General features: G+C 69.9%; 11 protein-coding genes. 6 read left to right on the plus strand and 5 right to left on the minus strand.

Going from position 1 to position 13,760, the window contains the following annotated elements:
• The 3 genes from AB8A24_RS14905 to nirD form a co-directional block, all read left to right on the plus strand.
• The coding region (locus AB8A24_RS14905; protein WP_369476020.1) for an FAD-dependent oxidoreductase at nt 1-676 on the plus strand (676 nt) is incomplete at its 5' end.
• Nucleotide 677: 1 nt separating this feature from the next.
• A complete protein-coding gene (nirB, locus tag AB8A24_RS14910; RefSeq protein ID WP_328963431.1) occupies nt 678-3,203 on the plus strand; it encodes a nitrite reductase large subunit NirB in 2,526 nt (841 codons plus the stop codon).
• Nucleotides 3,200-3,532: a nitrite reductase small subunit NirD gene (nirD, locus tag AB8A24_RS14915; protein ID WP_030715551.1), complete on the plus strand. Its 333-nt coding sequence runs from the start codon at nt 3,200-3,202 to the stop codon at nt 3,530-3,532. Before nirB ends, nirD begins: the two co-directional genes overlap by 4 nt.
• Nucleotides 3,533-3,566: 34 nt before the next feature.
• On the opposite strand, the gene AB8A24_RS14920 is transcribed toward nirD, so the two are convergent.
• The gene (locus tag AB8A24_RS14920; RefSeq protein WP_266391232.1) at nt 3,567-3,974 is read right to left on the minus strand and encodes a VOC family protein; all 408 of its coding nucleotides are present in this window, start codon (nt 3,972-3,974) and stop codon (nt 3,567-3,569) included.
• A 255-nt stretch (nt 3,975-4,229) separates the two neighbouring features.
• On the opposite strand from AB8A24_RS14920, the gene AB8A24_RS14925 reads away from it, so the two are divergent.
• Nucleotides 4,230-5,390 (plus strand): alkaline phosphatase PhoX, encoded by a 1,161-nt coding sequence (locus AB8A24_RS14925; protein ID WP_328963430.1) that lies wholly within the window; start codon nt 4,230-4,232, stop codon nt 5,388-5,390.
• 129 nt (nt 5,391-5,519) lie between these two features.
• Here the strand turns inward: AB8A24_RS14925 and AB8A24_RS14930 are convergent, their stop codons facing one another.
• The 3 genes from AB8A24_RS14930 to dusB all read right to left on the minus strand — a co-directional run bounded on the left by AB8A24_RS14930 (nt 5,520) and on the right by dusB (nt 11,136).
• Nucleotides 5,520-6,518, minus strand: a complete 999-nt coding sequence (locus AB8A24_RS14930; RefSeq protein WP_328963429.1) for a winged helix-turn-helix domain-containing protein — start codon at nt 6,516-6,518, stop codon at nt 5,520-5,522.
• Nucleotides 6,519-6,902: 384 nt separating this feature from the next.
• Complete coding sequence (gene ppdK, locus AB8A24_RS14935; protein ID WP_328963428.1) at nt 6,903-9,611, minus strand: pyruvate, phosphate dikinase; 2,709 nt, start codon at nt 9,609-9,611, stop codon at nt 6,903-6,905.
• A 364-nt stretch (nt 9,612-9,975) separates the two neighbouring features.
• Nucleotides 9,976-11,136 carry a tRNA dihydrouridine synthase DusB gene (dusB, locus tag AB8A24_RS14940; protein ID WP_051773687.1) on the minus strand — a complete coding sequence of 387 codons (1,161 nt, stop codon included), beginning with the start codon at nt 11,134-11,136 and terminating at the stop codon, nt 9,976-9,978.
• Nucleotides 11,137-11,169: 33 nt separating this feature from the next.
• Here dusB and AB8A24_RS14945 point away from each other — a divergent pair, with 33 nt between their 5' ends.
• Nucleotides 11,170-12,621 (plus strand): MFS transporter, encoded by a 1,452-nt coding sequence (locus AB8A24_RS14945; RefSeq protein ID WP_369476025.1) that lies wholly within the window; start codon nt 11,170-11,172, stop codon nt 12,619-12,621.
• Between the two features lie 193 nt (nt 12,622-12,814).
• Here AB8A24_RS14945 and AB8A24_RS14950 read toward each other — a convergent pair whose 3' ends face one another.
• Complete coding sequence (locus AB8A24_RS14950) at nt 12,815-13,270, minus strand: MarR family winged helix-turn-helix transcriptional regulator (RefSeq protein WP_328963426.1); 456 nt, start codon at nt 13,268-13,270, stop codon at nt 12,815-12,817.
• 79 nt (nt 13,271-13,349) lie between these two features.
• On the opposite strand from AB8A24_RS14950, the gene AB8A24_RS14955 reads away from it, so the two are divergent.
• Nucleotides 13,350-13,706, plus strand: coding sequence for a DoxX family protein (locus AB8A24_RS14955; protein WP_369476027.1), 357 nt, complete (start codon nt 13,350-13,352; stop codon nt 13,704-13,706).
• The last annotated feature ends 54 nt before the right edge of the window (nt 13,707-13,760 follow it).

Genomic DNA, 13,760 nt, shown 5'->3' on the forward strand with positions numbered 1-13,760 from the left:
GGCCCCGCCGGCCTTCGAGGACGGCGGGTCCGGTATTTCAGCCCGTCCGGCGTTTGAGGACCGGGTCCGGGCGGAGCCCGGGAAGCGGCGGCGCGGAACGGAAACCCCGCGCCAGGTCACCGGGGTCGAACTCGCCGACGGCTACCGCCTCGACGCCGATCTCGTCGTCCTCGCCTGCGGCGTACGCCCCCGCACCGGCCTCGCCCGGGCCGCCGGGCTGGACGTCCGCACCGGCATCGTGGTCGACGACCACCTCCGCACCAGCGACCCCCGCATCCACGCCATCGGCGACTGCGCCGAGCACGCCGGCCAGGTGTACGGCCTCGCGGGCGCCGCCCTGGAACAGGCCGACGCCCTGGCCGCACTCCTCACCGGCGAGCCCACGCAGTACACCGGCACCCGGGCCCTCACCCGCCTCACCCTCACCGCCGACGGGGACCGCACCCTCGATCTCGCCGCCTTCGGCGAGACCACCGCCCTCCCCGGCGACGACGTGGTCCGGCTCGCCGACGCCACCCGCCGCACCTACCGCAAGGTCGTCCTGCGGGGCGACCGCCTCGTCGGCGGCGTACTGCTCGGCGAGCTCTCCACCGTGGGGGCCCTCGCCCGCACCTGGGAGGGCGAGGAATCACCGCACGACCTGTTCCACCTGCTCACCGACGACGGAGGCCACTGACATGACCGAGCCCCTGCCCACGATCGTGCTCATCGGGCACGGCATGGTCGGCCAGCGCTACCTCGAAGCACTCGCCGAGCGCGGGGTCACCGCCACGCACCGGATCACCGTGCTCTGCGAGGAGCCCCGGCCCGCCTACGACCGCGTGCACCTGACCTCGTACTTCTCCGGCAGCACCGCCGAGGACCTGTCCATGACACCCGCCGGGTTCATGGAGCAGCACGGCATCGACCTCCACCTCGACGACCCCGCCGAGCACATCGACCGGGTCGCCCGTACGGTCACCTCCCGGTCCGGGCAGGTGTTCCCGTACGACGTCCTGGTGCTGGCCACCGGCAGCTACCCCTTCGTGCCGCCGGTCCCGGGCAAGGACGCCCCCGGTTGCTTCGTCTACCGCACGATCGAGGACCTGCTCGCGATCGAGGAGTACGCGAAGACCAGGAGTTCCGGCGCGGTCGTCGGCGGTGGTCTCCTCGGGCTGGAGGCCGCCGGCGCCCTCCAGGGGCTGGGCCTGGCCACCCGTGTCGTCGAGTTCGCCCCGCGCCTGATGCCCGTACAGGTCGACGAGGGCGGCGGCGCGGCCTTGCTGCGCACCATCGAGTCCATGGGGCTGACCGTCCACACCGGCGTCGGCACCCAGGAGGTGGTGATCGGCGACGACGGCCACGTCAGCGGCATGCGGCTGTCCGACGGCTCGGTCGTCGACACCGACCTCGTCGTCTTCTCCGCCGGCGTCCGCCCCCGCGACCAGTTGGCCCGCGACGCCGGACTGGACGTCGGCGAGCGCGGTGGCATCGCGGTCGACGCCCGCTGCCGCACCTCCGACGCGCACGTCTACGCCATCGGCGAGTGCGCCCTCGCCGTCGACGGCCGCGTCTACGGTCTGGTGGCCCCCGGCTACGAGATGGCCGAGACGGCCGCCGACGATCTGCTGGGCCGCGAGAAGGAGTTCACCGGAGCCGACCTCTCCACCAAGCTCAAGCTCCTCGGCGTGGACGTGGCCTCCTTCGGCGACGCCCACGGCACCACCCCGAACAGCCTCGACGTCGTCTGGTCCGACTCCCGCTCCGGGGTCTACAAGAAGCTGGTCGTCTCCCCCGACGGCGTTCTCCTCGGCGGGGTGCTGGTCGGCGACGCGGACTCCTACGGCCTGCTGCGCCCGCTCACCGGAAGCGTCCCGCCCGTCGCCCCCGAGCAGTTGGTGCTGCCCGCCGGGGTCGGCGCCCCGGTCGCGCTCGGCCCGTCCGCGCTCCCCGACCACGCGGTGATCTGCTCCTGCCACAACGTCACCAAGAAGGCCATCGCCGCCTGCGCCACCCTCGCCGAGGTCAAGAAGTGCACCAAGGCGGGCACCGGCTGCGGCAGTTGCGTCAAGGTGATCGGACAACTGCTGCCCGCCGCCACCGACAAGGGGCTGTGCGGCTGCTTCCCCTTCACCCGGGCCGAGCTCTACGAGATCGTCCGCACCCGCCGGTTGACCTCGTACGAGGAGATCCTCGACGGGCACGGCCGGCCGGAGGCCCGCGGCGGCGAGGGCTGCGAGGTCTGCAAGCCCACCGTCGGCTCGATCATCGCCTCGCTCGCCCCGACCCTCGGCGCGAGCGGCTACGTCCTGGACGGGGAGCAGGCCGCCCTCCAGGACACCAACGACCACTTCCTCGCGAACATGCAGCGCAACGGCTCCTACTCGGTCGTCCCGCGCATCCCCGGCGGTGAGATCACCCCCGACAAGCTGATCGTGATCGGCGAGGTGGCCCGCGACTTCGGCCTCTACACGAAGATCACCGGCGGGCAGCGGATCGACCTCTTCGGGGCGAGCGTGGACCAGCTCCCGCGGATCTGGGCGCGGCTCGTCGACGCCGGGTTCGAGTCCGGGCACGCGTACGGGAAGGCCCTGCGCACGGTGAAGTCCTGCGTGGGGCAGACCTGGTGCCGCTACGGGGTCCAGGACAGCGTCCGGATGGCCATCGATCTGGAGCTGCGCTACCGGGGGCTGCGCTCCCCGCACAAGCTCAAGTCGGCTGTCTCCGGCTGCGCCCGCGAGTGCGCGGAGGCACAGAGCAAGGACTTCGGCGTCATCGCGACGGCGAGTGGCTGGAACCTGTACGTGGGCGGCAACGGCGGGGCCACCCCGCGCCACGCCGACCTGCTGGCCCAGGACCTGTCGGACGCGGAACTGGTCCGCCTGATCGACCGGTTCCTGATGTTCTACATCCGCACCGCCGACCGGCTGGAGCGGACGTCCACCTGGCTGGAGCGGCTGGAGGGGGGCCTGGCCCACCTGCGGGACGTGGTCGTGCACGACTCGCTCGGGCTGTGCGCGGAGCTGGAGTCCCTGATGGCCGACCACGTGGCGCACTACCGGGACGAATGGGCCGAGACGCTCCAGGATCCGGAGCGGCTGCGCCGGTTCGTGTCCTTCGTCAACGCGCCCGGCGCCCCCGACCCGACCGTGAAGTTCGTCCCCGAGCGTGACCAGGTCAAGCCCGACCTGGCCGTCCTGACCATAGGAGGAGCCGTCCGATGACCGTGGAACTGCAGGTTGCGCAGGGCTGGCTGACGGTGTGCGAGCTGTCCTCGCTGATCCCCGGGCGCGGGGTGGCGGCGCTGCTGCCCGACGGGAGCCAGGCCGCGGTGTTCGTCGACCGCGCGGGGCGCCCGTACGCCATCGGCAACCAGGACCCCTTCACCGGGGCGCAGGTGCTCTCGCGCGGGCTGGTGGGGACGGCCGGGGGCCGGCCCTTCGTGGCCTCCCCACTGCTCAAGCAGCGCTTCGACCTGGAGTCGGGGCGCTGCCTGGACGACGAGGAGACGGCGGTGCGGACCTATCCGGTGCGGACCGCCGTGACCTCGTGACCTCATGACCTCGTGACCGCGGGGTGGTGCGTGATCAGCTCTGGACCATCGACGGGTCCATCCACATGATCTCCCAGGTGTGGCCGTCGAGGTCGTCGAAGGCACGGCCGTACATGACGCCGTGGTCCTGGGCGGGGCGGGGTTCGGTGGCGCCGGCCGCCAAGGCCCCGTCCACCAGCTCGTCGACCGCGGTGCGGCTCTCGGCGCTCAGACAGATCAGCACCTCGGACGTCTTCGTCGCGTCCGCGATCTCCTTGTGGGTGAAGTCCTTGTAGCGGGCCTCGGTCAGGAGCATCGCGACGATGGTGTCGCTGATGACCATCGAGGCGCAGTTCTCGTCGGTGAACTGGGCGTTGAAGGAGTAGCCCAGCTTGCTCCAGAAGGTCTTGCTGGCCTCCAGGTCCTTGACCGGCAGGTTGACGAAGATCATGGTGGCGGACATCGAGGTCTCTCTTCTCTCGTGTGCGGTGCTTTCGAGAGGTAGACCGCGGGTCCCCGGAAGAATCATCGCTCCTCGCGAACTTTTTTCGATTTTTCTTTCCGGACCACGAAACCGCAGGTCAGGCAAGTGTCCGTCGAGCGGTCGCTCATGCGTCACGGGGAGTTGGGGCCACGGCAACTGGCGCCTCCTAGGTTCCTCCACGCGTGCGCCCCCGCGTCCGACCGGCCGCGGGGCCTTCCTCCCACAGGAGTGACCGTGGAACGTCGTACCTTCCTGCGCGGTGCGGTGATCGGTTCGTCGGCCGCCGCCTTCGGCGGCACGTTGATGCACGGGGCCGCCTACGCCGCCCCCGCCCAGCCCGGTGCCGGACCCTACGGGGCGCTCGGCGCGGCCGACGCCAACGGCATCATGCTCCCCAGCGGTTTCACCAGCCGGGTCATCGCCCGCTCGGGCCAGACCGTCAGCGGTACCTCGTACACCTGGCACAGCGCCCCCGACGGCGGTGCCTGTTTCGTCGACGGTTCGGGCTGGATCTACGTGTCCAACTCGGAGATCAACCCCTCCGGCGGCGCGAGCGCGGTGAAGTTCAACTCCTCCGGCACCGTCACCGGCGCCTATCGGATCCTCTCCGACACCCGGCAGAACTGCGCGGGCGGCAAGACCCCCTGGAACACCTGGCTGTCCTGCGAGGAGGTCGACCGCGGCTTCGTCTACGAGACCGACCCGTACGGGGTGAACGCGGCCGTGCAGCGCCCCGCGATGGGCCGGTTCAAGCACGAGGCGGCCGCCGCCGACCCGGTGCGCCAGGTGATCTACCTGACCGAGGACGAGACCAGCGGCTGCTTCTACCGCTTCATCCCGACCACCTGGGGCAACCTCTCCTCCGGCACGCTGCAGGTCCTGAAGGCCGGCACCGCCACCTCGGGCTCCTTCACCTGGCAGAACGTCCCGGACCCGGACGGCTCGCCGACCGCGACCCGCAGCCAGGTCTCGGGCTCGAAGAAGTTCAACGGCGGCGAGGGTTGCCACTACGCCAACGACACCGTCTGGTTCACCACGAAGGGCGACAACCGGGTCTGGCAGCTGAACCTCACGAACAGCACGTACGAGCTGGCCTACGACGACTCGCTCGTGCCCGGCGGCGCGGCCCCGCTGACCGGCGTCGACAACGTCACCGGCTCCTCGTACGGCGACCTGTACGTCGCCGAGGACGGCGGCAACATGGAGATCTGCGTGATCACCCCGGACGACGTGGTGGCGCCCTTCCTGCGGATCACCGGCCAGTCCTCCTCCGAGATCACCGGCCCGGCCTTCTCCCCCGCCGGCAACCGGCTCTACTTCTCCAGCCAGCGCGGCACGAGCGGCAGCTCCTCCGGCGGCATCACCTACGAGGTGACCGGCCCCTTCCGCGTCTGAGCCCCGCTCCTCCAGCCCCGCCGGCGTTCGAGGCGCGGGGGCCCGGGGCAGCGCCCCCGCAACGGACCGGCACCCGCACAACCGACCGCACCCCCCACGGGCAACCCCGCAGGGGGTGCGGCGGCCGCGTCACGAGGCCACGGCCCCACCCTTCAACAGCGCGGCCCCCAGCGGCGTCACGGTGTGCAGCACCGCGTTCCCCCGCCGCAGCGTGGTCACCAGCCCCGCCTCCCGCATCACACACGCGTGCTGGCTCGCGGAGGCCAGCGAGACCCCGGCCCGGCGGGCCAGCTCGCTGGTGGTCGCCCCGTCCCCTATGGCCCGCAGCACGACCGAGCGGGTGTGCCCGACCAGCTTGCCCAGGGTGCGCTGGCGCTGCTCCTCCACGGGCCGCGCCGCCTCACCCCCCGCCGGCGCCGAGGCCAGCTGCGCGGCGGCCGGGTAGACCAGCACCGGCGGCAGCTCCGGATCGTGCAGGGTCACCGCGGTGCGCCGGCAGAAGAAGGACGGCTGGAGCAGCAGCCCGCGGCCCCGCAGCCGTACGTCACGGTCCACGGGGTAATCGCATTCCAGCACCGGAGCCCGCCAGCGCAGCATCGGCGGCAGCGAGTCCAGCAGTTCGTCCGCGCCGCCGTCCAGCAGGGCCCGGCCGCGCGCGGCGCGCTCGGCCTCGATCTGGGCCTGGATATGCGTCCAGTACGGCTCCACGGCGGCCCGGTGGTACGCGCGGAGCTCGCCCATGAGCCGCGGCAGCTGCTTGTCACCGCCGTCCATGAACTCCCGTAGCCGCGGCGTCATCGGCGCTCCGGCGCCCAGCAGCTGCAGCTCGCGCCGCATGCGCTCGGGACGGATCCCGCGCAGCGCGTCGAGGCCCACGTCCCACCCGTACTGCCCCTCCACAGGGGTCAAGAAATCGGGGAAATAACCACGACTCGGTATGAGCATACCGAGCGTGCGTGTTTCACTATTCAACCTGCTCCGGGTTTCCGTACGCCATTCACCGAACAACCGGGCATCGCGCCGGTCTCTTAAGCGGTGAAAGCTCAGAATCGTTTCCCACAACGCATCGGGACGCCCTGCCATCCGTACGCGTGCCAGGTCCACTCCAGTGAAATGGATACGCAGCACCGAACCCCCACCTGTGCAACCGCAATCCCCCCGCTCCATGAGTATGCACGCCGTCACACGTTGTCACCACGCCCTTTCGGCCACAGTTGAAACCCCTTTCGGCGGGGGCGTGACAACCGAAATCCTGTACTCCGCCGGGCACACTCCGGTGCGACCGAAACGCTCCGCGAAGGCCGTGGGGGGCTTTGCGGGGCCTGGCGGTCGGTCGCACCGGGAAGCGCCGACGTGCCCGGCAGAATGACAGCGGCGGTGGACGGGTGGGGATCCGTCCACCGCCCGCTGGCGTAAAGACTTGTTGAACAACAAAAATAGGCGCGCCCGCCCCCGGGCAGTCAGGGAACCCGGGGACAGGCGCGGTCTATGGGGCCCTTGGAGGGCCAGGGGTCAGCGGCTGTCGCTGCCCTTCGCCTCGGCGGCGGCACGGCCGGCCTCCAGGCGCGCCACCGGAATCCGGAAGGGCGAGCAGGAGACGTAGTCGAGGCCGACCTCGTGGAAGAAGTGGACCGACTCGGGGTCGCCACCGTGCTCGCCGCAGACGCCGAGCTTGAGGTCGGGGCGGGTGGCCCGGCCCTGCTTGACCGCGTGGCGCACGAGGGAGCCGACGCCGTCCTTGTCGATGGTCTCGAAGGGCGAGACCCCGAAGATGCCCTTCTCCAGGTAGGCGGTGAAGAAGCTGGCCTCGACGTCGTCGCGGGAGAAGCCCCACACCGTCTGGGTCAGGTCGTTCGTGCCGAAGGAGAAGAACTGCGCGGCCTCGGCGATCTGGGCGGCCGTCAGGGCGGCGCGCGGCAGCTCGATCATCGTGCCGATGCTCAGCTTGAGGTTGGTGCCGGTGGCGGCCTCGACCTCGGCGATGACCTGGACGGCCTCGTCGCGGACGATCTCCAGCTCCTGGACGGTGCCGACGAGCGGGACCATGATCTCGGCGCGCGGGTCACCCTTGGCGTTCTTGCGCTCGGCGGCGGCCTCGGCGATCGCCCGGACCTGCATCTTGAACAGGCCGGGGATGACCAGGCCGAGGCGGACACCGCGCAGACCCAGCATCGGGTTCTGCTCGTGCAGCTTGTGCACGGCCTGGAGCAGGCGCAGGTCGTTCTCGTTGGCGTCCTTGCGGGACTCGGCGAGGGCGACGCGGACCGACAGCTCGGTGATGTCGGGCAGGAACTCGTGCAGCGGCGGGTCCAGGAGGCGGACGGTGACGGGCAGGCCGTCCATCGCCTCGAAGAGCTCGACGAAGTCCTTCTTCTGCAGCGGCAGGAGGGCACTGAGTGCCGCCTCGCGCTCTTCGTCGGTGTCCGCGAGGATCAGTCGCTCCACGAGTTCACGGCGCTCGCCGAGGAACATGTGCTCGGTGCGGCACAGGCCGATGCCCTGGGCGCCGAAGCGGCGGGCACGCAGCGCGTCCTCGGCGTTGTCGGCGTTGGCGCGCACCCGCAGGCGGCGGACGCGGTCCGCGTAGGCCATGATCCGGTGCACGGCGGCGACGAGCTCGTCGGCGTCGTCGGCGCCGGCGTGCATGCGGCCCTCGAAGTATTCGACGACCGGGGACGGTACGACGGGTACCTCACCGAGGTAGACCTTGCCGGTGGAGCCGTCGATGGAGACGACGTCGCCCTCTTCGATGACCGTCTCGCCGACCGTCATGCGGCGGCGCTTGGTGTCGACGTCGAGCTCCTCGGCGCCGCAGACACAGGTCTTGCCCATGCCGCGGGCGACGACGGCGGCGTGCGAGGTCTTGCCGCCGCGCGAGGTCAGGATGCCCTCGGAGGCGATCATGCCGTCCAGGTCGTCCGGGTTGGTCTCGCGGCGGATCAGGATGACCTTCTCGCCGGAGCGGGACCACTTGACGGCCGTGTACGAGTCGAAGACGGCCTTGCCGACCGCCGCGCCCGGGGAGGCGGCGATACCGCGGCCGAGCAGCGCGGTCTTCGCGTCCTCGTCGAAGCGCGGGAACATCAGCTGCGCCAGCTGGTGACCGGTGACGCGCTGGAGGGCCTCGGCCTCGGTGATCAGGCCCTGGTCCACGAGCTGCGTGGCGATGCGGAAGGCCGCACCCGCCGTGCGCTTGCCGACGCGGGTTTGGAGCATCCACAGCTGGCCGCGCTCGATGGTGAACTCGATGTCGCAGAGATCCTTGTAGTGGTTCTCCAGCGTCGTCATGGTCGTCATGAGCTGGTCGTACGAGGCCTTGTCGATGGTCTCCAGGTCCGCGAGCGGCACCGTGTTGCGGATACCCGCGACGACGTCCTCGCCCTGGGCGTTCTGGAGGTAGTCGCCGTAGACGCCCGCGTGGCCGCTGGCGGGGTCGCGGGTGAAGGCGACGCCGGTGCCGGAGTCGGGGCCGAGGTTGCCGAAGACCATGGAGCAGACGTTGACCGCGGTGCCCAGGTCGCTCGGGATGCGCTCCTGGCGGCGGTAGAGCTTGGCACGGTCGGTGTTCCACGAGTTGAAGACGGCCTCGACGGCGAGGTCGAGCTGCTCGCGGGCGTCCTGCGGGAAGTCGCGGCCGGCCTGCTTGGCGACGATCTTCTTGAAGCGGGTGACGAGCTTCTTCAGGTCGGCGGCGTCGAGGTCGGTGTCGACGGTGACCTTCTTGGCGGCCTTGGCCTCGTCGAGGGCTTCCTCGAAGAGCTCGCCGTCGACGTCCAGCACGGTCTTGCCGAACATCTGGATGAGGCGGCGGTACGAGTCCCACGCGAAGCGCTCGTTACCGGCCTGGGCGGCGAGGCCCTTCACGGAGTCGTCGGAAAGACCGATGTTCAGGACGGTGTCCATCATGCCGGGCATCGAGAACTTCGCACCGGAGCGCACGGAGACCAGCAGCGGGTCGTCCGACTGTCCGAGCTTCTTGCCCATCTTCGCCTCGAGGGCCGCAAGGTGGGCGCTGACCTCTTCGCGCAGCTCGGCGGGGGCCGTGCCGCTCTCGAGGTAGACCTTGCAGGCCTCGGTGGTGATGGTGAAGCCGGGAGGGACCGGCAGACCCAGGTTGGTCATCTCGGCGAGGTTGGCACCCTTGCCGCCGAGAAGGTCCTTGAGGTCGCGGTTGCCCTCGGTGAAGTCGTAGACGAACTTCTGATCTTTGTTTTCCGACACGGGTCTCGACTCCTCGAGGCTCGGTGGCTGCCCTGACGGCCAGGAACATACCCAGATCGAAGGCTTCTGGGTACGTCCACTTGGTCGTCATACGGCTGTAACCACCCGTGCGCCAGCAGATCGAAAGTAACTCATGGGTAATCAGAAAGTACGAACAGCCTTCACATCCCGAAGGATGAGGGGGCTCCTGAGGCCTGATCACGCTCGGATGAGCGATCATCGATACATTTGCCTTCAAGTATTGAACGCACAAAGGGTGGCACCCAGTGCCACCCTTTGAAAGTCTTACCCGTGACTTCTGTGCTCATCTGAGCGAAACCCTTCCCATGCGTGGCGTATATCACGCACCACGGAGGGCGATTTGTCAGCCTCCGGAGGTGTCCAGTTCAGCGTCCTCGCTCACACCGGCGCAGTCGTACGGGTCCTTCAGCCAGCCGTCCGGCAGGACAACTCGGTTGTTTCCGGACGTCCGACCACGAGGCCCGTCCGCGCTCTCCGGCCATGCTTGATCCAGATCGAGCTCGCTCAGATGAGCGTCCAGTTCGGCCAGGGAGGAGGTGACCGCGAGCTTCTTGCGCATCTCGGAGCCCACCGAGAAGCCCTTGAGGTACCAGGCCACGTGCTTACGGAAGTCGATCACCCCGCGCGCCTCGTCGCCGATCCACTCCCCCAGCAGCTGGGCGTGGCGGTGCATGGTGGTGGCCACCTCGCGCAGGGTGGGCTTGTGGAAGTCCTCGGGGCGCCCCTCGAAGGCCGCCACCAGGTCGTTGAACAGCCACGGCCGCCCCAGGCAGCCACGGCCCACGACCACGCCGTCGCAGCCGGTCTCGCGGACCATGCGCAGCGCGTCCTCGGCACACCAGATGTCGCCGTTTCCGAGCACGGGGATCTCCGGCACGTGCTCCTTGAGCCGCGCGATGGCGTCCCAGTCGGCGGTGCCGCCGTAGTGCTGGGCGGTGGTACGGCCGTGCAGGGCTATGGCGGTGACGCCCTCCTCGACGGCGATCCGGCCCGCGTCGAGGTAGGTGAGGTGGTCGTCGTTGATGCCCTTGCGCATCTTCATGGTGACCGGCAGGTCACCGGCGCCGGCGACGGCCTCGCGCAGGATCGCGCGCAGCAGGTTGCGCTTGTACGGGAGGGCCGAGCCGCCGCCCTTGCGGGTCACCTTGGGGACGGGGCAGCCGAAGTTGAGGTCGATGTGGTCGGCGCGGTCCTCTTCGACGATCATGCGGACCGCCTTGCCGACCGTGGTCGGGTCCACCCCGTACAGCTGAATCGAGCGAGGCTTCTCGGTCTCGTCGAAGTGGATCAGCTGCATGGTCTTCTCGTTGCGCTCGACCAGGGCGCGGGTCGTGATCATCTCGCTCACGAACAGCCCCTTGCCACCCGAGAACTCCCGGCAGAGGGTACGGAACGGGGCATTGGTGATGCCGGCCATGGGCGCGAGCACCACCGGGGGCTGCACGGTGTGCGGGCCGATCGCGAGAGGCGGAGGGAGCGTGGTCATCCGCCCATTGTCCCGCATGCCGAGGGGGTGGGGGGGACGTAGCATCGGCGCATGATCGAGCCGAGTCCCCGGCAGCGCATGCTCGTCCTCGCGATCTGCTGCATGAGCCTGCTGATCGTCAGCCTCGACAACACCGTGCTCAACGTCGCTCTGCCCTCGATGCGCCGCGACCTGGACGCCTCGGTCGCGGGGCTGCAGTGGAGCATCGACGCCTACACCCTCGTGCTGGCCTCGCTGCTGATGCTCGCGGGCTCGACGGCGGACCGGATCGGGCGCCGCAAGGTGTTCGTGGCCGGTCTGGTGGCCTTCACCGGCGGCTCGCTGCTCTGCTCGCTGGCCCCCAGCCTCAACTGGCTCATCGTCTTCCGGATGGTTCAGGCGGTCGGCGGCGCGATGCTCAACCCGGTGGCGATGTCGATCATCACCAACACCTTCACCGATCCCGCCGAGCGGGCCCGGGCCATCGGCGTGTGGGGTGCGGTCGGGGGCATCTCCATGGCGGCCGGCCCCTTGATCGGCGGGGTGCTGGTGGACTCCGTGGGCTGGCGCTCGATCTTCCTGATCAACCTGCCGATCGGGCTGGCGGCGTTCGCGCTGACCCTGCGGCACATCACCGAGTCCAGGGCGGCCCGGCCGCGCCGCCCGGACCCGCTGGGCCAGGTGCTGGTCATCGCCCTGCTGGGCAGTCTGACGTACGGGATCATCGAGGCGCCGGCCGCTGGCTGGCGCTCACCGCTGATCCTGGGGTGCGCGGTGGTGGCCGTCGCCGCGTTCGTGGGGCTGCTGATCCACGAGCCCCGCTGCGAGGAACCGCTGATCGATCTGCGGTTCTTCCGGAGCGCGCCCTTCAGCGGGTCGACCGTGATCGCGATCAGCGCCTTCGCCGGCCTGGCCGGTTTCCTCTTCCTGAACACGCTGTACCTCCAGGACGTACGGGGGCTCAGCGCCCTGCACGCCGGGCTCTACATGCTGCCGATGGCCGGCCTGACCGTCCTGTTCGCGCCGCTGGCCGGGCGACTGGTGGGCAGCCGTGGGCCGCGGATCTGCCTGCTGATCGCGGGCGTGGCGATGGCGTCGAGCGGGCTGCTGTTCGCCCTGTTCGAGGCCGAGACGTCCAACCCGCTGCTGTTCACCGGGTACATGCTGTTCGGGCTCGGCTTCGGCATGGTGAACGCGCCGATCACCAATACGGCGGTGTCCGGGATGCCCCGCTCCCAGGCCGGGGTCGCGGCCGCCATCGCCTCCACCAGCCGACAGACCGGCGGCACCCTGGGAGTGGCGGTGATCGGCTCGGTGCTGGCGGCCGGGCTGGCGAACGGCTCCGATTTCTCCGGGGCCGCCCAGCCGGCCTGGTGGATCATCACGATCTGCGGGCTGGTCGTCCTGATCGTGGGCGCGGCGACGAGCGGAGCGTGGGCCCGGGCGACGGCGGAACGGACCGCCCGCACCCTGGAGGAGTCGGTCGGCGCCGCCACGACGACGACGGGTTCGCCGCGCGGCTAGGTCGTCTCTTTCGGATCTTGTCGGCCGAGCCCGCGTTGTCCAGTGCCGTGCATCGCAAGGCGGAGGGGCTCCCTTGTACCGGACGTACTCGGGTGCTCCGACAACGCCGCGAGGTGCGGTGCCGGACAACGCGGGCCCGGCAAGATCCGAAAGAGACGGCCCAAGGCTGGCCCTTCCGGATCCTGCCGGGCGGCTACTCGCCGCAGTTGAAGTCCTCGGCCGAGGTGTTGACCCGGTCGAGGAGGCCGCGCAGGAGTTCGCGCTCGGCGGCCGACAGACCCGCGAAGATGCCGCTCTCGACCTCGTCGAGGGCGGTGTTCGTCTTGCGGAGGGCCGCTTCGCCCGCGTCGGTGATGGCCACGTTGTGCCGGCGACGGTCGGCCGGGTCCCGGCGACGCTCGGCCAGGCCCTCGCCCTCCAGGTCGTTCAGGATCCCGACGAGCACGCTCGGGTCCACCACCAGCCGCTCCGCGAGCGCCCGCTGGCTGATGGGGCCGCCCTCCAGGTGCATCAGCGTCATCGCGTGCCGCGGGGTGAGCCCGGCCGCGCCGAGTGCTCGCTTCATCCGCGTCTGGGTGACCGATCCGTGCCAGGCCAGCAGCAGGCCCAGCCGCTGGGGAGGGTGCGGTCCGTCCTGATCTGCCGTCATGGTCCACATCGTAGCAACCAGGAAATGATTGCGTTCAAGATATCGTTGATGTTATTCAATGATTTCGCATCATCGACCGTTGGAGATCTTCATGTTCGTCGCCTACGCCGTCGTCGGCGTCCTGCTCGCCCTCGCCCTCACCGCCTCGGCCACCTTCACCCTCCAGCGCAACGACCAGGTCGTCGCGAACATGCAGAAGGTCCAGGTCCCGGACTCGTGGCTGCCACGCCTGGCCACGCTCAAGGCCGCGGGCGCGATCGGCCTGGTCGTCGGCCTGTGGGTGACGCCGCTCGGCGTGGCCGCGGCGGCCGGCGTGACCCTCTACTTCATCGGCGCGGTCATCACCCACCTCCGGGCCAAGAACTACGAGCTGGCACCGGCGGCCGTTCTGACCCTGGTCTCGACGGCCGCCCTGACGCTGCGGATCCTCGCCTGACACTGACGAGTGACAGATATTGAAATCTGTCACTCTTCATGCCATTCTCGTTCC

The sequence above is a fragment of the Streptomyces sp. BF23-19 genome, from assembly GCF_041106355.1.
Taxonomy (GTDB): domain Bacteria; phylum Actinomycetota; class Actinomycetes; order Streptomycetales; family Streptomycetaceae; genus Streptomyces; species Streptomyces virginiae_A.